Here is a 21,005-nt window from a genome sequence, read left to right as displayed (position 1 = left end):
GAATGTTACCTGAGCGGGGCTATCTGTTTATTGATTAGTAAATATACTTGCTCTTTACTATGACCCCTTGTTTTGTGTTGTTTAGATATTGGATATCATTGAATGATCCCGATGGTAACAAAAAAAGAGATGAAAATCGCGCTACCCTCGACAGCCGCAAGCCCGTCGCTGTTGAACAAGGTTGACAACCGCACTGCCCGGATCGGCGTCATCGGGCTTGGTTATGTTGGGCTGCCTCTCACCTTGCTCTTCAGTGAAGAACGCTTCGCCGTGACCGGCTTCGACGTGGACGAGAAGAAGGTGAGCACGCTGAACGCGGGCGGCTCGTATATCGTTCGCATTCCCGCAACCGAGATTGAAGCCGCACAGCGCAGTGGATTTCGCGCGACTGCCGACTATGCCCAGATCGCGCAGATGGATGTGATCATCATCTGCGTCCCCACGCCGCTCACTGAGTTTCACGAACCGGACCTGAGCTACATTCGCGATACTGCCGAGGCTATCGCGCCTCATCTACATGAGGGACAGCTTGTCATCCTCGAGAGCACGACCTATCCGGGCACTACGGAAGAAGTGCTGATTCCGATCCTGGAAGAGGACAACGCGCATGGTCTGCGTGCGGCGCGCGATGCGTCTGCAAACGGCTTCTATGTGGCCTTTTCGCCGGAGCGCGAAGATCCAGGCAATGACACCGTGGCGCGCCGCGATTTGCCCAAGGTGATCGGCGGAGCTGGACCGGTGGCGCTGGAGCTGGCTTCGGCCGTCTACTCGAGTATCTTCAATCGAACGATTCCCGTCTCCACTCCCGCGACCGCGGAGATGACCAAGCTTCTCGAGAACATCTATCGCTGCGTCAACATTGCGCTGGTCAATGAGCTGAAGCAGCTCTGCCAGCGGATGGGCATCGATATCTTCGAAGTGATCGATGCTGCGAAGACCAAGCCCTTCGGCTTTCAGGCGTTCTATCCCGGCCCCGGATTGGGCGGCCACTGCATTCCCATCGATCCGTTCTATCTTTCGTGGAAGGCGAAGCAATTCGACTTCCGCACACGCTTCATCGAGCTGGCCGGCGAGGTCAACACCGCCATGCCGTATTACGTGATCGAGCAGACCGCAGCGGCGCTCAACGAGCAGGCCAAGGCGCTGAAGAACTCGAAGATCCTCGTGCTCGGCATGTCGTACAAGCGCGACGTCGATGACCTGCGCGAATCTCCTTCGCTGACTATCATCGAGCTGCTGCGCAAGCGGGGCGCGGTTGTCTCGTACAACGACCCATATTTTCCGTACGTCGGTCATGGACGCCACTATCACCTCGACATGCGCAGCGTGCCTCTCGATGACCTGGGTCAATACGATTGCGTTCTAATCGTGACCGACCACTCCGACTACGACTATGCGCGCATCGTGCGAGAGTCCCGGCTGGTAGTGGACACGCGCAACGCCACCAAGGGCATCGCCTCGGACAACGTCGTTCTCTGTTAAGCATCTGTGCGTGGGGCCGCTATCGTTAGTGGCCTCACGCAGGCCATCCCACATTAATGAGTAAGTGTTGCCGTCCGCAGGAATTCAAAGTTTCCGGAGGGCGAGGTGTGTACGCCGCCCAATCGACGCGAGTGGACAACGACCGTATCCAGATACCAAAGATTGATCGAAGGCAGATCGCGGGCCAGAATCTGCTGCACCTGCACATAATCGGCCCGCTGATGTTGCGGGTCGATGCTTGCGGCTGCGTCGTCGAGCAGATGATCGAGCTCGGCGCTGGCATAGTATCCACGGTTGCCGCCGTGAGGAGGAAAGCTGGCGGCGGAATAGGCGTAATGAAAGATGTCCGGTTGCTCGTTGCCGCCGATCCAGCGTGACGGAGCCAGTTGGAACGCGCCTTTGGTCAGGTCCGCGTAAAATGTTGCGAACTCATAGCTGCGCAGATCGAGCGCGATCCCTATTTGTGCCAGTTGCTGTTGCACAATTACCGAGAGCAGCCGCGTGGTCTCGTCGGTCGAAGTCTTCATCCCTAGGTGAAAACGAATGCCATCCGGGCCGCGATGATAGCCGGCCGCGTCAAGTAATGCGCTTGCCTGAGCTGGATCGAAGGTAATTCGAGTGGGATCGTTCTTCGAGCTCCAGTAGGCGGGCTGTTCGGGCGGAAAGATGCTGTCGGCTTCCCGCGCCAGCCCGCGCAGCAGCGATTGGATAATCAGCGGCCGATTGATGGCCAGGGCAATGGCGCGGCGCACCCGCGCGTCCTTCAGCAGCGGATCGCGAACATTGAAGACGATATAGTTGAGCACTGTGCCGGGGCCGTTCTCAACGGCCAGGCTGGGCTTTCTGCGCAGGGCATCGACCATGTCCGGAGGAAGAGCGTTGATCTCGATATCTGCCGAGCCCTTTTCGAGCTCGAGCGCCCGCGTGGTCGAGTCGGGAACAACCGCAAAGCGGATTTTGTCGATATGGGGCGCGGGTCCCCAATAATTTGGAGAGCGTTCCACCACCACGTCTTTGTCCGTCTCCTGGCTGACAAAGCGAAACGCTCCGCTGCCGACCGGATGCCGCCAAAAATCGCGCCCACTGCCATAAGGCACGACGCCAAAGGCTCCATCGCAGAGATTCCAGATGAATGCGGGATCGGGCTTCTTCATGTGGATGACAACCGTGCTGTCATCCGGTGCTTCAACATTTTGAATGGTTCGGTAGGCGCCCGACTTGATGGTCACAACTGTGCCGTTCAAAAGCGAATCGAGCGTCCACTTCACATCGCGCGAGGTGAGAAGCTGGCCGTTCTGAAACTTCACTCCCTGGCGCAGATGAAAGATGTAAGTAAGTGGATTCGGAATCTCCCATCGCTCCGCGAGCTCCGGATCGAGCCCGAAGTTGTTATTGCGCTCCACCAGGGAATCGAAGATGAGCGGATCGATGCGCTCCGACTGCGCATCCGTGCCAACGCGTGGATCGAGATTGGTAGGGCTGCTCTCGATGAGCATGGTGACTGTGTTCTCCGCCGCATCGTGTCGGGAGCAGGAGGCCACACAAGCGAGCATAAGTGAGGCGCAGAGAGCCCGCGCGAGGCTGCTAGCCATAGCAGATCTCACCTAGGATCACAGCACGGTCCGCTCCCGTTGCGCTGGGGACGTTCGCAGGTAGCCGATGCCATGTTTGCCAAGCAAGCAATGCGAAGGCCGCTGCCTCCTTGGCCTGCGAAGGCATGCCTGCATCGTCGATCAGCGAAACCTTGCAGCCCAACGGCTCCAGCCGCTCGCGCAGCATGGCGATTAACGCCCCGTTCCGAGCGCCTCCGCCGGAGACGATGTAGTCAACCGCGGAATTCTTCGCAAGCGGTAGAACAAAACGCCGATAGGATTCCGCGATGGTCGCCGCGGTTAGCGCGGTTGCGGTTGCGATAGCGTCCTCGGGTCTCGCGCTTTGCTTTCTGCACATGTCGAGCAATCGCGTTGTGAATTCCACCCCGAATTGCTCGCGCCCCGCCGACTTTGGAGGAGCCTCGCCGAAATATTTGTCTCGCACGACCGTTTCGATCACATCGGACAAGACCCGTCCCCGCCTTGCAATACTGCCGTTGCGATCGAATCGCTGCTGAAAGAGCTGCTCGGCCAGCGCGTCGATGACCATGTTGCCTGGGCCGGTATCGAAGGCAATGAGCTGACCGAGTTTTGCTCCAGCGGGAAGGAAGGTGAGATTGCCGATGCCACCGATATTCTGCAGCACGCGCGCCCGCTTCGCATGTGCAAAGAGAGTGAAGTCGAGGAAGGGAACCAGCGGCGCGCCCTGCCCGCCCGCAGCCATATCAGCCGGGCGGAAATTCGATACAACAGGCACGCCCAGTTCAGCCGCAATCAACGCCGGCTCGCCCAACTGCCAGGTGCATGCGAACGAGCGTCCTGCGTATGTTGCCGGCTTGCCCTGGTGGTAGATGGTCTGTCCATGGCAGCCAACCAGATCCAGCTTCACAGGATATGCGGCCACCGCTGCGCTCACTGCTTCGGCGTAAGCCATACCCAGACGCCAGTTCAATCGCGCCAGCTCCGCAGCAGATGTTTCCTGCGCGTTCATGGCCGACAGCACGGCATTGCGCAAAGCTTTCGGATAGGAGACCGAGTGATGCGCGAGCAGCTTGAGCCGCGGCTGACCTGCGCCACGAGAAATCTTCACCAGCGCAACATCGATCCCATCGGCCGAAGTCCCGCTCATTACACCGGCGACGATCATGCTCTTCTTCATGCCGCCACGTCCTTGGCGAATTTTTCTACGGCAAGGCGCAGACGCGAGATCGCGGCGTCAGAGGGGATTTTAGGAAGAGGCGAAGTGAGGTTGCGGCGCTTGCAGGACAGGACTCGACGGCAGCTTGTTTCGATTCGCCTGCGGAAGGCCGCCGAGCGTTCGGCTTCAGCAAGCAGAGATTCATAGGCGCGCAACACCAGCGAGGGATCTCTGCAGATTTCAACGATGTCGGTGCCCGCTGCGATGGTCTGCACCGCGGCTTCCTCAATCGATGTCTGCGTGAGGATGCCGCCCATCTCCATGTCGTCGGAGAGGATGAGCCCCTTGAACCCGATCTTCTTGCGAAGAACATCGGAGATCCAGTAAGGCGAGATCGATGCCGGTTTCTTATCCTTCACCAGGGAATAAGCCGCGTGCGCGACCATGATCATCGGCAGCTTGCGAGCCAGCGAGTGAAAGACAGCCAGGTCGTTATCCCAAAGCTCGTTCCAGCTGCGATCGATGACCGGCATGGCGTGATGCGAATCGAGCGTTCCTCCGCCGAGACCAGGAAAATGCTTGCCGCAGCCGAGCACATGCTCTTGCGCAAGCCCGTCGAGAAAGCCGTCGGCGTACGCGATCACGTCCTGCGGATCATCGGCAACCACCCGCGTCCGCATCACGGCTTCCGACGCAGGCAGAGCCAGGTCGAGCACCGGAGCGAAGGTGATGTTGAAGCCCAGCGCACGCGCCTCTTTGCCGATGAGGCGGCCGTGCTTCACATAGTTTGTGCTGCGGCCGGTGGCAAAGACCGCTGCCGCCGATGGCATCGGCGCGATCAGATCGCGAAGCCGGTCGACGAGCCCGCCTTCGAGATCGATGCAGCGAAACTGCGCTACCGGTGTTATGTCTGCGCTTTCGCGCAGCAGATTCACGACCTGCGCTGCCCCCTCGATGTTGCGGCGAAACAGGATCACTCCACCGGGCTGGATCAACCTCAGCCACGCGCGCTCGAGCGCCGTAAGTTGGGGGCCTTCTATGCCGGCAATGATGAGTTGCCCAACCTGTTGTCGCAGGTTCATGCCTTCGCCGCTCCTGCCTGTCCGGCTTTGATCTCGGCCTTCAATTCTTCCAGCAGATTCAGCGCCTGCAACGGAGTCAGCGAGTTAATATCGGTCTCTTCCAGGCGATCGATCACGTGTTGCGACAACGGAGTGAACATGGTCATCTGCAACGGTGCCTCGGTTTCGACCGCGACATTCATGCGTTCGGCTCGCTCATGCTGCTTCAAAACCTGTCGTGCGCGTTGGATGACCTGCGGCGGAAGCCCCGCCAGCCGCGCCACGTCGATGCCGTAGCTCTTGTTCGCCGGGCCTTCTTCGATGGAGTGCAGAAAGACGATCCCCTGCGGCGATTCCTTCACCGCCACGCGCAGATTTTTCAGCTTGGTGAGCTGCTCGGCGAGAATGGTGAGCTCATGATAGTGCGTGGCAAAGAGAGTGCGGGCGCCCACCCGCGCGTGAAGGTATTCGACCGTGGCCCAGGCGAGGGCCAGGCCATCAAAGGTGGACGTACCGCGGCCCATCTCATCCAACAGGATCAGCGACTGCGAGGTGGCCGTATTCAGAATGGTCGCCGTCTCCATCATCTCCACCATGAAGGTGGAGCGGCCGCGCGCGACGTTATCGCTGGCGCCGATGCGCGTATAGACGCGGTCCACGATGCCGTAGCGCATGCGTTCGGCAGGAACGAAGCAGCCGATCTGCGCCATGATCGCGAGCAGCGCGGCCTGCCGCAGATAGGTAGACTTGCCGCCCATATTCGGCCCGGTCAGCAGCAGCAGGCTCGGCCCCTCGGAATCGAGATAGAGATGGTTCGGAATGAATCGGCCTTCACCCGCTTCTTCCATCAAACACTCGATGACAGGATGCCGCCCTGCCGCGATCTCCAGCACCGGCGACGATTCCAGTTGCGGCTGCGTGTAATTGCGTAGCGAGGCAAGATGAGCGAAGTTCGCCAGCAGGTCGATCTCTGCAACGACCGCGCTGGTCTTGCGAATGCGGCCGGAGTTCTCCATCAACTGCCGCCGCAGCTCGGCGAAAATCTGCTTCTCGATGTCGATGGAGCGCTCGTGCGCGGTGAGAACTTTGGTCTCGTATTCCTTCAGCTCCGGTGTGGTGAAGCGCTCGGCATTGACCAGCGTCTGCTTGCGCTCGTAGTCCGCGGGCGCATGGGCGAGGTTCGATTTGGTGATCTCGATGTAATAGCCGAAGACGGAATTGAATCTCACTTTGAGCGATTGAATGCCTGTCCGCTGCCGTTCGCGCTCTTCGATTGCGGCAATGGACGAGCGCCCGCTGTGGCTGATGTCGCGCAGCTCGTCCAGCTCCTTGTTTACGCCTGCCGCAATCACTCCGCCATCGGCAAGCGTGAGCGGAGGCTCGGCCACCAACGTCTTCGTGATCGCAGCGCAAAGGTCTTCCAAGGTATCGAGACGCGCGTACGCGCCGCGCCATAATTCAGCCGCGAGCATGGCCACATCCCGGCACAGCTGCGGCAGGTGCTTCAACGATGCAGCCATCGCCAGCACATCGCGGGGCCCTGCGCTATCGAGAGAGATGCGCGCCAGCAGCCGTTCGAGATCCAGAATGCCGCCCAGGCTGCGCCGCAACTGCTCGCGCTGGATGAGGTTCTGCTTGGCCTCGGCAACGGCGTCGTATCGCTGCTGAATGTCTGCGGCCTCAAGCAGCGGCCGCAGAAGCGAAGAGCGCAGCAGGCGCTTGCCCATCGGCGTCATCAGGCAGTCGAGAGTGCGAAAGAGCGTGGCCTCTGTTCCGGCATCGGTGAAGATGGGGTCGAGCAGCTCCAGATTGCGCACTGTCACCTGATCCAGGTGCATGTGCTGGCTGCGTTCATAGTAGCGGATGGCGTCGACGTGGCCGGCGTCGTTCTGCTGCGTCTGCCGCACGTAGTGAATGACCACGCCGGCAGCAACCGCCGCGGCTCGATGCTGCGCCAGGCCGAAGCCTTCGAGCGACATCGTGCCCATCTGCCGTTCTAAGAGTGGAATTGCGTAATCCGTCGTGAAAGCCCAATCGTCGACGCTGGTTTTGGTGCGGGCTCGTCCCAACGCCTCGGCCAGCTCTTTGCTCTCGCTCAGCAAAGGATTGCTGGCGCTGGCCAGCACCTCGGTCGGCCCCAGCTTTTGGAGTTCATCCGCACACTGCAGGAGCGCGGTGGCTCCAGAAAATTCGGTCGCGCGAAAATCGCCGGTCGAGAGGTCAAGATAGGCCAGGCCCACCATTCCACCAGCGACGTGCACTGCAGCCAGATAGTTATTTTCGCTGGACCCCAGTGCCGGGTCGATGGCCGTCCCCGGCGTGAGCACGCGGATCACATCGCGGCGCACGATCTTCTTGGTGAGCTTCGGGTCTTCCATCTGCTCGCAGATGGCGATGCGGTAGCCCTTGCGCAGCAGCCGCGTGATATAGCTCTCGGCCGAGTGGTAGGGCATGCCGCACATGGGCTGAGTTTTTTCGCGGTCGCGGGCGGTGAGCGTGATCTGCAGCTCGCGCGAAGCGACCTTCGCGTCTTCGTAAAAGAGCTCGTAGAAGTCGCCCATGCGGAAAAACAGCAGGGCATCATGGTGCTGGCGCTTGGCCGCCCAATACTGGCGCATCAGCGGCGTCTGAGCCGCCTCGTTCTGGGGAATCAAAATATCGGACACGGAAAGGCCAGCATATCGCGAAGGACATGCTGGCCACCAGTGGGACTAGCCGGCACTTGTCGCCCAGACGTCTGCGCCTTCGGCGCGTTCGGTTACTGCTTCGCTCGCTTCGCCCATGCTTGAGCGCCCATTCTTTACGACTTTGCTGTCGGAAAGGGGGGGCCGGAAAGGCGGATGCGGGAGCTAGTTGGTGGCTCGTGCCGTGGGGTCGCTGCCGTGCTGTTTCACCATCTTGTTATATGTCCCAATGATCAGGAATGGGGCTGCCCATTGCCCGATGAACAGCGCGTAGTTGTCTTTCCCCGCAGCCTTCAGGGCCAGCGATGCGGCCATGGAAGCAATGGCTGCTCCCAGATAAAAGCTCGAAGGCAGCTTCGCCGACTGGCTTTCCAGGTAAGAGGAAACTTGATCTTCCTGAAGGTCGCCCGGTTTCACACGATAATCCATAAATTTCTCTCCGATTCGGCAGGATTGTGACATGCCTCACAGACTTGGATGTGCTCCGGATACGACCATCGGTGCAGGAATAACAACGATTGACGCATGGTCAAACTTTTCGGCGATCCTTTTTCGCGGGATCACGGTCCGGGGATGCGCTGCGCGCGACCGCTGCTCCCCGCAACGCCTGCACAGAAACGCTTATACTGAAGAATCTACTTCCGTTTAAGGCAATTATGTTTCTCTTGTGGCTCCGATTGGCTGCGGTTCTCTATGGACTGGCCTCCGTGTCGGTCTTCGCCGCCGTCTTCGGCAACCGGCCGCGATGGAGAACGATCTGCCTTCCGCTGGCCGGGCTAGCCTGGTTTGCGCACCTGGTCTCCTCGGTGGAAATGCTGGCCCTTGCGCACCGCCTGATGCCGGTGGGAATGCATGAGGTTCAGTCCATGCTGGCCTTGCTGATTTCCACGGTCTTTCTGGTCATTGCCTTACGCTATCGGACCCTGTCTTTCGGGATTTTTGCGCTTCCCCTGGCCTTTTTATTGGTCGTGGTGCCGGCGCTCGGGCCTGACAAGTACACCTTTGCTTCGCCCGTCATTCGCAGCGGCTGGCTTTTCGTTCACGTCACGGCCCTGCTGATGGCCTACGCGGCGCTTATTTTCAGTCTCATCGCCAGCTTTCTCTATCTAATTCAAGAGAGGCGGCTTAAGGACAAGCGCTCGCCCGGCTTCCTGAACTGGCTGCCGCCCCTCGATACGATGGATCAGATCGCCCAAAGAACGCTCATTCTCGGTTTCCATGGCATGACCATTGGACTTCTCGCCGGTTCGCTCATCGCCCAGGAGAGCGTAGGTGCGGCCTACTTCGCCGATCCTAAAGTCTTGCTGTCCTTCGTGATGTGGGGCCTGTACGTGGTGATGCTCTTTGTGCGCCGCAGCACCGGCCTGCGCGGCCGCCGCGCCGTTTATTTATCCTCCATCGTCTTTCTGGTGATGCTGAGTGTGTGGGCCGCGAATCTATTCAGTACAGTGCACAGGTTCAGCGCTCCATGAAGATATTGCTCACAGGCCTGAATCACAAGACCGCGCCCGTCGAGTTGCGCGAGCGGCTGGCTATCGCTCCGGATCAGCTCGCCGAGGAGACGCGCTCGCTGCTCTCGCATCCCGGCATTCGCGAAGGCCTGATTCTTTCCACCTGCAATCGCGTGGAGCTGCTGGTCGCCTACGAAGGCGATGACCCGGAGCTGGAGACGTATCTCAATCGCCAGTATTCGGTCGACGCTGCTTCGCTGCTTCCGCATCTTTATCACTATCGTGAGACTGAAGCCGTCCGCCATCTCTTCCGCGTCGCCTCCAGCCTCGACTCGATGGTGGTTGGCGAGCCGCAGATTCTCGGCCAGGTAAAAGAGTCCTACACCGTCGCCCGTTCCGTCGGCGCGGTCGGCGGAAATTTGGAACGGCTGCTGCAGGGCGCCTTCTCCACCGCGAAAAAGATCCGCAGCGAGACGCAGATCGGCGCTTCTTCGGTATCCATTGCATCGGTAGCTGTCGATCTGGCGCGAAAGATCTTCGGTTCGCTCGAAGGCAAGCGCGTGCTCCTGGTGGGAGCAGGCAAGATGAGCGAGCTGGCTGCCCGTCACCTCTTGGGACACGGTGCGAGCTCGCTGCTGATATCCAACCGCACCCACGAGCGGGCGGTGAAGATGGCGCAGAAGTTCGATGGCCACGTCATCCGCTTCGAAGATCTCTACACGCGCGGCGACGAAGCCGACATCGTCATCACTTCCACCGGATCGCCGGAGTTCCTCTTCCGCACGCCACACGCGCAGCAGTTTTTGCACCGCCGCCGCAACCGCCCCATGATCTTCATCGATATTGCCGTGCCGCGCGATGTCGAGCCCGAGATGAACCGGCTGGACGGCATCTTCCTCTACGACATCGACGATCTGCAATCGCTGGCAACTTCGAATCTCACCGGGCGTTCGCGCGAGGCCGAGCGCGCTGAGACGATTCTTCAGGAGGAAGTGGCTCGCTACCAGCGCCGCATCGAGTCGCTGGACGTGGTGCCGACCCTGGTCGGTCTGCAATCCTATGCCGAAAGCGTGCGGCAGGCCGAGCTGCGGCGCGCGCATTCGCGGCTGCAGTCGCTCACTCCAGATCAGATGGCCGCAGTCGAAGCCGTCACGCGTGGGCTGGTGAACAAATTCCTGCATCATCCCCTGCAGGCGCTCAAGAGCGCGGCTCGCGATGGCAACACTGACGCGCTGAATGCAATCCGCACCGCCTTCCAGTTGAATGAGACTCAAGAGTCAGTGAGTCCCACGTCGCATCGAGAGGCGGGGCACCCGCATTCCTTTGAGGAAGAGAATGACTGATCGCAATCCTCCGCACTCTGCACTCTGCGCCCTGCGCATCGGCTCACGCGGATCGCAGCTGGCTCTCTGGCAGGCCCATCACATCGCGGACAAACTCCGCGCCCGCGGCCACGAAGTTTCCATCGAGATTATCCGCACCACTGGCGACGCGATGCAGCATTTAACCTTCGCTCAGGTTGGCGTGCAGACGGGTTCGAAGGGCATCTTCACCAAGGAGATCGAAGAAGCACTTCTCGAGAAACGCATCGATCTCGCCGTCCACAGCCTGAAGGATCTGCCGACTGATCTTGCCGATCCCTTTACGATTGCTGCTATCCCCGTACGCGCCGATGCTTCCGACGTATTCGTTTCGGTGAAGTATGAGACCTTCGCCTCTTTGCCGCAGGGCGCGCGCGTGGGCACCAGCAGCCTGCGCCGCCAGTCGCAGCTTCGCGCGCAGCGCCGCGATCTGGAATACGTCGAGTTTCGCGGCAACGTCGACACGCGCCTGCGCAAGCTCGCCGAGGGCCAGGTGGAAGCCATCATCCTCGCGGCCGCCGGCCTTGATCGCCTGGAGCGTACGGAAGATCTTCGCGAGCGCTTTCCCTCGTTGATCCTTTGCCCCGCGCCGGGCCAAGGTGCGCTGGCCATCGAAGCGCGCGCGGAGGACACCGCGACCCTCGAAGCCCTGGCCTTTCTCGATGACGCCGCGACCCGCTTCGCCGTCACCGCGGAACGCGCAACGCTCGCCGCGCTCGGCGGAGGCTGCCAGGTGCCCATCGGCGTGCACTGCTGGCCGATCTCGAATGGCTTCGACATTCTGGGCGTGGTCGCTTCGCCGGACGGGGCCAGCATCCTGCGCGCTGAACTCGATTGCCGCCACGATGAAAGTCCCGAAGCTCTGGGGAAGAAGCTGGCTGCTCATCTCGTCGAGCAGGGAGCTGGGCCAATTCTCGCGTTGATCGAATCGCCGCCGCTTCAGACCGGCGTCACCACGCCGTGATCGCAGACGAAAGCGGAATGCAGCCGCTGACCGGGAAACGAATTCTGGTCACCCGCGCCCGCCACCAGGCCGGACAGCTCTCGTCGCAGCTCATGGCGCAGGGTGCAGAGGTTATCGAAATTCCCGCAATCGAAATTCTGCCGCCTGCTTCTTACGACCCGCTGGACGCCGCTCTTCGCAGCCTGGATCGCTACCAGTGGCTCATTGTGACCAGCGCCAACACGGTTCGCGTTCTGGCCGAGCGCATGGCCGTGACCGGAATCGATGCAAACGCTTTTACACATCTGAAGATCGCTGCTGTGGGATCGGCAACCGCGCACGCCTTGCGCGAAATTGCGCTCAGCGTTCACATAACGCCGAAGGAATACGTCGCGGAATCGCTCCTGATTTCTCTCGGTGATAATCTTTCCGGCGCGCGCGTGCTCCTGGCCAGGTCGGCGATAGCGCGGGACATTATTCCGGAGACGCTCCTTGCGCACGGGGCACATATCGACGTCATCGATGCTTACCGGACGATGGTTCCGGAAAACTCAGCGAAAAGGATCGCAGAAGTTTTTGCCTCGGAGCAGACAATTCCACACGCGGCAACCTTCACCAGTTCCTCTGCGGTGACAAACTTCTTTCTGCTGCTGCAGGAAGCCGGAATCGACCGTCCTCCTGAGGAGATGAAAGCCATCTCGATTGGACCGGTCACCAGCCAAACCCTACGCGACCATCAATGGGAACCATCCACCGAAGCCAGCCCCCACGACCTGCACGGATTGATCGCTGCAACCGTGCAGGTTTTAGCCGTTCGCTAACCGTTTCTTAGCTGACCGGACTTAAGCGAACCGCTTCTCAGCCACCCGCTTTTTAGCTGCTCCCTACCAGCTACTCCACGTCTTATCCGATGAGTGGCACACCGTCTCCAGCGTGCAATCCACGCAGCGTGGCTTGCGCGCGATGCACACCTGCCGTCCGTGATGGATCAGCTCGTGCGAGAACTGAATCCAGTGGTCTTTAGGAATGATCTGCATCAGATCCTGTTCGACCTTCTTCGGCTCCGTGGCCTGGGTAAGACTCAGGCGCTTCGAGAGGCGCAGCACATGCGTATCGACCACGATGCCCTCGGCCAGTCCATATGCCACGCCAAGCACCACGCTGGCCGTCTTGCGCGCCGCGCCCGGAACTGTCGTAAGTTCGGCCAGCGTGCGTGGGACCTGGCCTTTGAAGTCGCCGATGATCTTCTTGGCCGCGCCGGAGATGGACTTGGCCTTGTTGCGGTAGAAGCCGGTGGAGCGAATCTCCTCCTCGATGGCGGGCAGAGAAGCCTCGGCCATGGCATTCGGCGTGGGGTATTTGCGAAAGAGCTCCGGCGTGACCATGTTCACGCGAACATCGGTGCACTGCGCCGAGAGGATGGTCGCCACCAGCAGCTCCCAGGCGTTGCGATGGTGCAGCGCACACTCCGCGTTGGGATACGCCTCCTGCAGACGCTTCAGGATGTCGGCAATGCGCTCCGGCGCCAGGTCAGACTTCGCGCCGGCCTTTGATTGTGCGGTCAGCGGCTTCTTCTCGACCGCTTTTGCGGAAGCCGTCTTCTTGCTTGCAGTCTTTGTTGGCTTGGTCGGGGCTTTCTTGGCGATTGGCATGGCGATAGGAATGTTTTACAGGAATTCGATCAGGTGTGCTTCGGGATGGGATTGGGAAGTGCATCGACAGGAAGCCAACTATGCAGGCTCCTTGTTCCATGAGGACGGCACAACTGCGTGGTAGTGATCGACAAAGGACGTCACGCGCCCCCCGCTTCTCCGGGCGAGATGTATCAGGACTCGCCCGGCAGCGGAGATTTTTCAACGGATCGTCGCACGCAACTGGCACACCCCCGGCAAAACTTGCCCATCTTTGATCGGCAAGTTTTGCCGCCCTATGCTTGTTGATTTGGAAGTGCCGTATGGGCTGAGTTAGCCATTGTGTGAGTTATCCACTTACTAACTCAATAAGAAATCTCAACATTATTTGTAATTTAGGTTAAAGGGAAGCCAGTATAAGGAATGGTTCCCGGCGTGCTTGGAGCTGATCAGGGGGTACTTTCATGACCGGCATTTCTGGATTAGGCAGTAACGCAGGCTACGTAGGAGGAAACACAGCAGCTTCGAACCCGGTATCACTAAGCACAGAGAGCATCGATTTCGCTTTGGGTGGAGATGCGAATACGGTGAACGCGTCGAATGCCGACAGCCTGTTCTCCGTTCTCAATACAGACATATTGAACTCAGACAACCTCGCCGGTGTGGGGAGCGCGATCGATACGTATACGTCGAGCCTGTCGAGTTCGAACGTATACGATAGTCCGTATACAACCCCTTCGGCCCAGTACCTGACGGATCTCTCCGACCTAAAGAACGCGGCCGCTTCAGGCAATTTGGGGGAGGCGCAGTCAATTCTCGCCACGGCAAAGCTTGCCGCGCCCGATAATGTAGCGGGCGGAATATCCACGGCGATAAGCAAAGGGGATACTGCAGGTGAAGCAGCGCTTATGGTAGAAGGCACAGCAAATATTAGCGACTATTTAGTCCAGCAAGGCTACAGCGCCACGAGCGCAGCAGCGGAGGCTAGCGCCATCACGATCAATGGTCTTTCCGAGCATGCTACGGACACCCCGTCTTCCTCGGCGCAGACTCGGACTCAGCAAATCACCGACCTCGCAACCTACGCTGGGGATAATCCAGGAACGATATCAAGCAGCCCACTGCTCAACATCATCTCGACTCTCCTGGAGTCGAAATCAGGAACAGCAATTGACCAAAGTCTTACCAGCCTGGATGCCTTGTACGGAAGCAGCACCCCAAGCGCAACGGGCAACAACGTGTGAATATAAAGAGCCTTATCGTGCGGTTTCGCCATAAATGTCGGTATCTCAAAGGTCGGCAAAACTCTCTATCCCCGAAGAGCTTCCAGCACAGCGATTCGTTCTAACGCTGCTTCCAGCTGCTCCCGCAGAGCAGCGACCTCGCCCTCCAGCAGCGTAAGCCGATCGGTGCTGGCATTGGCTGTGCTCGCAATGGCGACTTCGCTCCGCGTCACCTCGGGAATTCCGGACAGCGTGTGCGCATACCGCGCCTCCTTTTCCCCGGAGCGACGGGAAAGCAGCGTTACCAGCGGCCCCTGTTCCTTGCGCTGCGCGGAGTCTTCCTCAGTAGGCTGACGCATCATGCGCTCCAGCGTGGCCTGCACGGTGGCAATGTCGTCGAAGGTGTAGAGGCGGTCGGAGCGGTTGCGCAGCTCGCCCGGCGTCTGCGGCCCGCGCAGCATCAGCAGGCAGAGCACCGCGATCTCCGGCCGCTTCAGGTCGAGACGGCTGCGTGACTGGTGTTCGAACTTGGGCACGCGGCTGTCGTGAACCCGCCGCACCAGATCCATCTCTTCGAGACGCGAGAGCGCCCTCTCGACCGCGATTTCATCCAGCTGCATCACCGGATCGCGGCTTGATTTCTGGTTACAGGCGTTGACCAGCGCATTGAGCGAGAGCGGGTAATACTCCGGCGTCGTGATCTCTTTTTCGATCAGCGCGCCGAGCACGCGAACTTCATCGGTATCGAGGAGGATGGGCATGGGGTGCTCGTATCAAGCATAGCGGGCGTTTTGAACAGTGCTGCTGCTAATATATACAACGTATATACGTTAAGAGGGCAGATGAACGCAGTTTTCCTTTATCACGGGCAGCAATTTACCTGGGATTTGGAGAAGGCTGCGACCAATTTGGCTAAGCATGGCGTGGCTTTCGAGCACGCGTGCGAGGTTTTCTTCGATCCTTTTGTTCGGATTGAAGATGGCGGCACTGATGAAGAACAGCGGGAAGCTGCTATCGGTCTGACAGAAGACTGGAACGTGCTGTATGTAATTCACCTCATGCGCGAAGGAGAGACGATTCGGATCGTTTCGGCTCGAATCGCAACGGCGCAGGAGCGGAGGCGATATGAAGATGAATGACCGGATGAAGAAGCGGCTGGTGAAGGATCGCGCCATGACCACGATCAGTATGCGTCTTCCTGAAGATGTCATCGAGGATCTAAAAGAAATAGCACCGGAGCTTGGTTTCTCCGGCTATCAACCTCTGATCCGCGCTTACATTGGACAGGGCCTGCGGAAGGATCTGGCGCGATTGGAAAATTCACCGGCCAAAGCACTTGCTGAGAGCCTGCGCAGGCGTGGCGTGAAGGACGAGATTATCTCGGCAGCAATTGCCGAAGCTGGGCTGCGGAGCGCCTAAGGCAACCAGTCCAGCATCTCTCCCGAACGCATCCGAATTACAGGCGAAAACGGTATGCTTTCTAGCACGCGGCGGGGATTGCGCGCCCGCCAATATCAGCCTGCGGCGCAGCCGGCGACTGTCCCCAAAATAAAAATCTGCTCCCCCTGTTAACCGTTCCACCCATCCGCTCGTTTTATCGGATGAACGCGGTTATTTCCTCCACAGGAGCGCACGCCATGCAGGATGTTCTCGTACCGGGAAGCTTATTTTTCATGATCGGCTGGATCGTCTGGGTTCTCTTCTCTTCGATCCGCCGCTACAAAATTGCAAGATTTCAAGCCGATGTGCAGAGTCGGCTGTTGCACCAATTGGGCTCGGCTGAAAATGTGCTGGCCTATGTCAACACGCCCTCTGGCCAGAAGTTCGTTGCCGATCTGACCACGGAACGAGTTACGCCTTACGAACGTATTCTCAGCAGCACGCAGGCCGGCATCATCATCGCCTGCTTTGGAGCGGCGCTACTGGTGCTGCGCTCGAAGCTGCCGTTCTCGGACGAAGCTTTCACCATCTTCGGAATCCTGGCGGTGGCGTTAGGCGTGGGCTTCGGCGTCGCTGCCGTTGTGTCGTTCTTCCTCTCTCGCTCGTTCGGGCTTTTCGATCGTGGGCCACGGAGCTAGGACTACGGAGCTAGGACCGCGAAGCTAGCGCAAATTTTTTCAATGACCCTGGCCGACACCATCACGAACTACGCCGGAGGCAGCAGCCGCGACGCCGCCATGGATGAAGAGGCCTTCAAGGTCATCTATGACCGCACGGCGCGTCCGCTCTGGGCCTATCTGCGAAGAGTTTCCGGGCGTGCCGATGTCGCCGACGATCTGTTGCAGGAGACTTATTGCCGCTTCTTCGTCCGCAATCCGCGTGGCCTCGACGAGGCGCAGACCCGCAGCTATCTCTTCCGCATCGCCACCAATCTTCTGCATGACCGGTGGCGGCGCGGCGGCGAGCAGGCGATGCACGATCAGGCAATCTATGGCCACGCAATCGATGACGAGCCGATGCCCGACCTGCCAACTTTGGCGGGAGACGAAGCCGCCCGCATGGATGTCCAGCGCGCCATGCAGCGGATGAAGCCGCGGGAGCGGCAATTGCTCTGGCTGGCGTATGTGGAAGGCATGAGCCACGCGGAGATCGCCGCGACCACCGGCCTCAGCGCGCTGAGCATCCGGCTGCTGCTCTTTCGTGCGCGCCGCCGCGCAGCTTCGATGCTGCTGCCGGGAGGTCCGGCGAATCAAGGAACTCTGTCTACAATGGAGAAGAAATGAGCGCGATGCGATGCAAGTTCGAGGGCGAGATGATCCGGGCGCAGCGCTCCGGCGCTTGGCCGGCCGCGCTGCTGCGCCACAAAGATGCCTGCGCAGATTGCCGGCAGGCATTGGAGATCGCACCTGCCCTCCGCAGCGATGCCGCGAAGCTGAAAGCTCGTGCTGAGCTGCCGCCCGCCATGCAGCTGTGGGCCGCTGTCCAGCGCCGTCAGAGAGTTTCTGCGCTCGATCGCGCCGAGCGCGTGGTTCGTGTACTCAAAGGCGCAGGCCTGCTCTACGCCGTGATCTTCATCGCCTGGGGAATGCGTGCGCTGTCCGCGCATGCGGGAGAGTCCATGCTGCCCGGGCTTACGGCAAAGACCATGACCGAATCCATCGCAGGAGCCGGCTTCGCCGCCGTTTTCGTCTGCAGCGGGCTCTGGTACGCGGTGCGCCGCGACAAACCGCAGATTGACTGAGCCGCTCAGGTTTTACAGCGACGCGGCCAACCAATGCCAACGCTGAGGCGCGTATCGCTGCGACGCGGAGTCCTCACGTATACTGCCCACGAATGTCTGAGAAAATCATCGCTCTTCTGGCCCACTTCATCATCGCTGTTATCTCGGCTTCCGGATATGCCGGCGTCGCTTCGCTGATGGGCATCGAATCCGCCTGTATCCCGCTTCCTTCTGAAATCATCATGCCCTTCGCCGGCTATCTGGTGCATGCCGGACAACTCACTCTGATCGGCGTGGCCACCGCCGGAGCCATCGGCTGCAATCTCGGCTCGGCCATCGCCTACTGGATCGGCGCGTGGGGAGGTCGGCCCTTCATTGCCAAATATGGGCGGTTCGTTCTGCTCGATCAACGCGATCTGGATCGCGCCGAACATTTTTTCAGCCGCTACGGATCGATCACCGTTTTCGTAGGCCGTCTGCTCCCCGTCATCCGCACATTCATCGCGCTTCCCGCCGGAATCGCGCGCATGAACCAGCTTCGCTTCCATATCTACACATTTCTCGGATCATGGCCGTGGTGCTTCGTCCTGGCCTACGTAGGCATGAAGCTCGGTCAGGCCTGGGAGACCAATCCCGCGTTTAAGACCGCCTTCCATCGCTTCCACCTCGCCGTCGAAATCGTGATTCTCGCTGGCATCGTCTGGTTCGTCTGGACACACTGGAAGGACCGCGTGCGGCCTAGCCAGGCATAAGAACCCGCTTCCGGTGTCAAAATGCGCCGGCTCCATTCTTCTCTGAGCGCTGCGCCGTGAACTGGCGGCTGTTTGCGGCGCTCACGCCTGCCCCATGCAACGGAAACAGTACTTGAATCGGCTGCCTGCAGGAATACAGGACGGGCAGCCGGTGTTAATGCCTGCGTGCTACCATTTTTCTCTCCCCACAAAAAATTAATCGGACTCCATTGAGGCCTCTATGAATACCATGTACGCGGGTATTGCCAGGCAGGCTGGAACCACTCCATTCGTGAGTCTGCTGAACAAGTACTTCTACTTCTTCATGTCCCTGCTGATTGCGGTGACTGTGATTTATGGCTTCAGCCATACCATTGACCACAACCTGATCCATGCCACACCTCGCCGTCCATGGCTCCTCTATCTTCACGCGACGGTCTTTTCGGGATGGGTAGTATTTTTCATCCTGCAGTCTGCGCTGGTCCGTACCCGCAATGTGCGTATCCATCGCAGCCTCGGCTGGTTCGGCGCCGCTCTGGGTGTGGTAATTCCCGTTCTAGGGATATCCGCCGCCGTCGGCATGGCGCGGTTTCACATCCTTTATCTCCATGACGACTCGGTGGTTCCGTTTCTGAGCGTACAGTTCTGTGATATCGCCTCGTTCACTGTTCCCTTTGCGCTGGCAATTTTCTGGCGGAAGAAGCCTGAGTTTCATCGCCGCCTGGTCCTGATCGCCTCCTGCGCGCTTACTGCGGCCGCTTTTGGGCGTTTTCCGGAATACCTTCTGCCATTTCCGTGGTTCTATGCAGGCGTTGACCTGCTGATCTTTCTCGGCGTCGTGCGCGACCTGATCCTCAACAGGCGAGTGCATCCGGTGTATCTCTACGCGCTACCCGCGTTGATCGTCGTTCAGACCTTCGCCATTCAACTGTTGCTGAAGGCTCCGCCGTTCTGGATGAAGATCGCCAACGGCGTAATCCGCTAGAACCCCCAGATCCCCGAAGATTAGGCCGCGAAGCAGGGATGGCCGGGAGGAAAACCTACCGGCTGTCACTGGATGGCCGGTCTTCTCCATTGAAGTGCGGAATCCACCGCTTGAGCCCGCGATGTTTGCCAAACCTGCGCGGCGCGGGCGACACTGAAATGTTTGTAACCTCAAACATTTTCAATTGAGAGGAAGACCAGCACGCGATGTCTACACCCAAGGCTGAAAACATTCAGCCAGCAGAAGGAAAACTTGGAGTCATGGTGGTCGGCATGGGCGCCGTGGCCACCACGCTGATTGCCGGGGTCGAGGCGGTCCGCAAAGGTTTGGCCAAACCGATTGGCTCACTCACCCAAATGGGGACCATCCGCCTCGGCAAGCGGACCGACAACAACACGCCGCTGATTAAGGATTTTGCGCCGCTGGCCTCACTCGACGACATCGTCTTCACTGGCTGGGAAATCTTCCCCGAGGACATGTACGAGGCGGCCAAGCACGCCCAGGTGCTGGACAACGACCACCTGAACACCATCAAGCCGTTTCTCGAGAACATCAAGCCGATGCCCGCCGTCTTCGACCAGCACTACGTCAAGCGGCTGAACGGCACGCACGTGAAGACTGGCAAGAACAAGTGCGATCTCGCCCAGCAGGTCATTGCCGACATCCAGAACTTCAAGTCCAAGGTGGAGCGCGTGGTCATGATCTGGACCGGCTCGACCGAGATCTTCCTCGAGCCCACGGCTGTTCACCAGACCCTTGTCGCCTTTGAGAAGGGACTGGTCGACAACGACCCCGCCATCGCTCCCTCGCAGATTTACGCCTATGCCGCCCTTAAGGAGGGCATTCCCTTCGCCAACGGAGCACCGAACCTCACCGTCGACCTGCCTTGCATGATCGAGCTCTCCAAGCAGACCGGCGCACCCATCTGCGGCAAGGACTTCAAGACCGGCCAGACCTTCATCAAGACGGTTCTCGCTCCGGCCTTCAAGTCGCGCATGCTGGGAGTCAGCGGCTGGTACTCGACCAACATCCTCGGCAACCGCGATGGCGAGGTGCTGGACGATCCCGAGTCCTTCAAGACCAAGGAAGAGTCGAAGCTGGGTGTGCTGGATTACATCTTCCAGCCCGAGCTTTACCCCGATCTCTACAAGGATCTGTACCACAAGGTTCGCATCAACTATTACCCGCCGCGCGGTGATAACAAAGAGGGTTGGGACAATATCGACATCTTCGGATGGCTCGGATATCCCATGCAGATCAAGGTTGATTTCCTCTGCCGCGATTCGATCCTCGCCGCGCCTCTGGCCCTCGATCTGGTCATCCTTCTGGACCTCGCGCAGCGGACTCCGGCGCTGAAGCACTTAGGCATTCAGGAGTGGCTGAGCTTCTACTTCAAGTCCCCGCAGAGCGCCCCCGGCCTGTATCCCGAGCACGATCTCTTCATCCAGCAGATGAAGCTCAAGAACACCCTCCGCCACATCATGGGGCATGAGCTGATCACCCACCTCGGACTCGAGTACTACGACTAACCCTGAATCGCGTTCCAGCGAATCGGAAATGAAA

The 21,005-nt window shown here is 59.5% G+C and carries 21 protein-coding genes; 14 read left to right on the top strand and 7 right to left on the bottom strand.

Annotated elements, in window-relative coordinates; genetic code table 11:
* Nucleotides 1-111 precede the first annotated feature (111 nt).
* Nucleotides 112-1,482 (top strand): nucleotide sugar dehydrogenase, encoded by a 1,371-nt coding sequence (locus tag XX99_RS25670; protein ID WP_375782540.1) that lies wholly within the window; start codon nucleotides 112-114, stop codon nucleotides 1,480-1,482.
* 53 nt (nucleotides 1,483-1,535) lie between these two features.
* Here XX99_RS25670 and XX99_RS25665 read toward each other — a convergent pair whose 3' ends face one another.
* The 5 genes from XX99_RS25665 to XX99_RS25645 all read right to left on the bottom strand — a co-directional run bounded on the left by XX99_RS25665 (nucleotide 1,536) and on the right by XX99_RS25645 (nucleotide 8,386).
* The gene (locus XX99_RS25665; RefSeq protein WP_231581621.1) at nucleotides 1,536-3,074 is read right to left on the bottom strand and encodes an ABC transporter substrate-binding protein; all 1,539 of its coding nucleotides are present in this window, start codon (nucleotides 3,072-3,074) and stop codon (nucleotides 1,536-1,538) included.
* Entirely contained in the window at nucleotides 3,067-4,233 is a 1,167-nt protein-coding gene (locus tag XX99_RS25660) for an anhydro-N-acetylmuramic acid kinase (protein ID WP_082125966.1), read from the bottom strand. Before XX99_RS25660 ends, XX99_RS25665 begins: the two co-directional genes overlap by 8 nt.
* Entirely contained in the window at nucleotides 4,230-5,294 is a 1,065-nt protein-coding gene (nagZ, locus tag XX99_RS25655) for a beta-N-acetylhexosaminidase (protein WP_050062247.1), read from the bottom strand. The genes XX99_RS25660 and nagZ overlap by 4 nt, the downstream gene beginning before the upstream one ends.
* Complete coding sequence (mutS, locus tag XX99_RS25650) at nucleotides 5,291-7,891, bottom strand: DNA mismatch repair protein MutS (RefSeq protein ID WP_050062427.1); 2,601 nt, start codon at nucleotides 7,889-7,891, stop codon at nucleotides 5,291-5,293. Before mutS ends, nagZ begins: the two co-directional genes overlap by 4 nt.
* Before the next feature lie 231 nt (nucleotides 7,892-8,122).
* A complete protein-coding gene (locus XX99_RS25645) occupies nucleotides 8,123-8,386 on the bottom strand; it encodes a hypothetical protein (protein WP_050062246.1) in 264 nt (87 codons plus the stop codon).
* Nucleotides 8,387-8,613: 227 nt separating this feature from the next.
* Between XX99_RS25645 and XX99_RS25640 the strand changes: the two genes are divergently transcribed.
* Genes XX99_RS25640 through XX99_RS25625 form a run of 4 tightly spaced genes read left to right on the top strand, consistent with a single transcriptional unit; the run spans nucleotide 8,614 to nucleotide 12,533 of the window.
* Complete coding sequence (locus XX99_RS25640; RefSeq protein ID WP_050062245.1) at nucleotides 8,614-9,429, top strand: cytochrome C assembly family protein; 816 nt, start codon at nucleotides 8,614-8,616, stop codon at nucleotides 9,427-9,429.
* Entirely contained in the window at nucleotides 9,426-10,751 is a 1,326-nt protein-coding gene (gene hemA / locus XX99_RS25635; RefSeq protein ID WP_050062244.1) for a glutamyl-tRNA reductase, read from the top strand. Before XX99_RS25640 ends, hemA begins: the two co-directional genes overlap by 4 nt.
* Complete coding sequence (hemC, locus tag XX99_RS25630; RefSeq protein WP_050062243.1) at nucleotides 10,744-11,733, top strand: hydroxymethylbilane synthase; 990 nt, start codon at nucleotides 10,744-10,746, stop codon at nucleotides 11,731-11,733. Before hemA ends, hemC begins: the two co-directional genes overlap by 8 nt.
* The gene (locus XX99_RS25625) at nucleotides 11,730-12,533 is read left to right on the top strand and encodes a uroporphyrinogen-III synthase (RefSeq protein ID WP_156186218.1); all 804 of its coding nucleotides are present in this window, start codon (nucleotides 11,730-11,732) and stop codon (nucleotides 12,531-12,533) included. Before hemC ends, XX99_RS25625 begins: the two co-directional genes overlap by 4 nt.
* 63 nt (nucleotides 12,534-12,596) lie before the next feature.
* Here XX99_RS25625 and nth read toward each other — a convergent pair whose 3' ends face one another.
* Nucleotides 12,597-13,364 carry an endonuclease III gene (gene nth, locus XX99_RS25620; protein WP_050062241.1) on the bottom strand — a complete coding sequence of 256 codons (768 nt, stop codon included), beginning with the start codon at nucleotides 13,362-13,364 and terminating at the stop codon, nucleotides 12,597-12,599.
* 443 nt (nucleotides 13,365-13,807) lie between these two features.
* On the opposite strand from nth, the gene XX99_RS25615 reads away from it, so the two are divergent.
* Complete coding sequence (locus tag XX99_RS25615) at nucleotides 13,808-14,587, top strand: hypothetical protein (RefSeq protein WP_156186217.1); 780 nt, start codon at nucleotides 13,808-13,810, stop codon at nucleotides 14,585-14,587.
* A gap of 65 nt (nucleotides 14,588-14,652) precedes the next feature.
* Here the strand turns inward: XX99_RS25615 and XX99_RS25610 are convergent, their stop codons facing one another.
* Nucleotides 14,653-15,327 (bottom strand): YceH family protein, encoded by a 675-nt coding sequence (locus XX99_RS25610; RefSeq protein ID WP_050062239.1) that lies wholly within the window; start codon nucleotides 15,325-15,327, stop codon nucleotides 14,653-14,655.
* A gap of 3 nt (nucleotides 15,328-15,330) precedes the next feature.
* Between XX99_RS25610 and XX99_RS25605 the strand changes: the two genes are divergently transcribed.
* The 8 genes from XX99_RS25605 (at nucleotide 15,331) to XX99_RS25570 (ending at nucleotide 20,971) form a co-directional block, all read left to right on the top strand.
* Nucleotides 15,331-15,705: a BrnT family toxin gene (locus XX99_RS25605; RefSeq protein WP_231581620.1), complete on the top strand. Its 375-nt coding sequence runs from the start codon at nucleotides 15,331-15,333 to the stop codon at nucleotides 15,703-15,705.
* Entirely contained in the window at nucleotides 15,692-15,985 is a 294-nt protein-coding gene (locus tag XX99_RS25600; protein WP_050062237.1) for a hypothetical protein, read from the top strand. Before XX99_RS25605 ends, XX99_RS25600 begins: the two co-directional genes overlap by 14 nt.
* A 218-nt stretch (nucleotides 15,986-16,203) precedes the next feature.
* Nucleotides 16,204-16,644, top strand: a complete 441-nt coding sequence (locus XX99_RS25595; protein WP_050062236.1) for a hypothetical protein — start codon at nucleotides 16,204-16,206, stop codon at nucleotides 16,642-16,644.
* A gap of 42 nt (nucleotides 16,645-16,686) precedes the next feature.
* Nucleotides 16,687-17,289, top strand: a complete 603-nt coding sequence (locus XX99_RS25590; RefSeq protein WP_050062235.1) for an RNA polymerase sigma factor — start codon at nucleotides 16,687-16,689, stop codon at nucleotides 17,287-17,289.
* Nucleotides 17,286-17,747, top strand: coding sequence for a hypothetical protein (locus XX99_RS25585; RefSeq protein ID WP_050062234.1), 462 nt, complete (start codon nucleotides 17,286-17,288; stop codon nucleotides 17,745-17,747). The genes XX99_RS25590 and XX99_RS25585 overlap by 4 nt, the downstream gene beginning before the upstream one ends.
* A gap of 92 nt (nucleotides 17,748-17,839) precedes the next feature.
* Nucleotides 17,840-18,478: a DedA family protein gene (locus tag XX99_RS25580; protein ID WP_050062233.1), complete on the top strand. Its 639-nt coding sequence runs from the start codon at nucleotides 17,840-17,842 to the stop codon at nucleotides 18,476-18,478.
* A 220-nt stretch (nucleotides 18,479-18,698) separates the two neighbouring features.
* Nucleotides 18,699-19,442: a hypothetical protein gene (locus XX99_RS25575; protein ID WP_156186216.1), complete on the top strand. Its 744-nt coding sequence runs from the start codon at nucleotides 18,699-18,701 to the stop codon at nucleotides 19,440-19,442.
* Between the two features lie 206 nt (nucleotides 19,443-19,648).
* Entirely contained in the window at nucleotides 19,649-20,971 is a 1,323-nt protein-coding gene (locus tag XX99_RS25570; protein WP_050062232.1) for an inositol-3-phosphate synthase, read from the top strand.
* The last annotated feature ends 34 nt before the right edge of the window (nucleotides 20,972-21,005 follow it).

It is taken from the genome of Silvibacterium bohemicum (assembly GCF_001006305.1).
GTDB classification, from domain to species: Bacteria; Acidobacteriota; Terriglobia; order Terriglobales; family Acidobacteriaceae; genus Silvibacterium; species Silvibacterium bohemicum.
The sequence above is the reverse complement of the archived record's forward strand: the minus strand, read 5'-3'. Positions and strand labels throughout refer to the sequence as shown.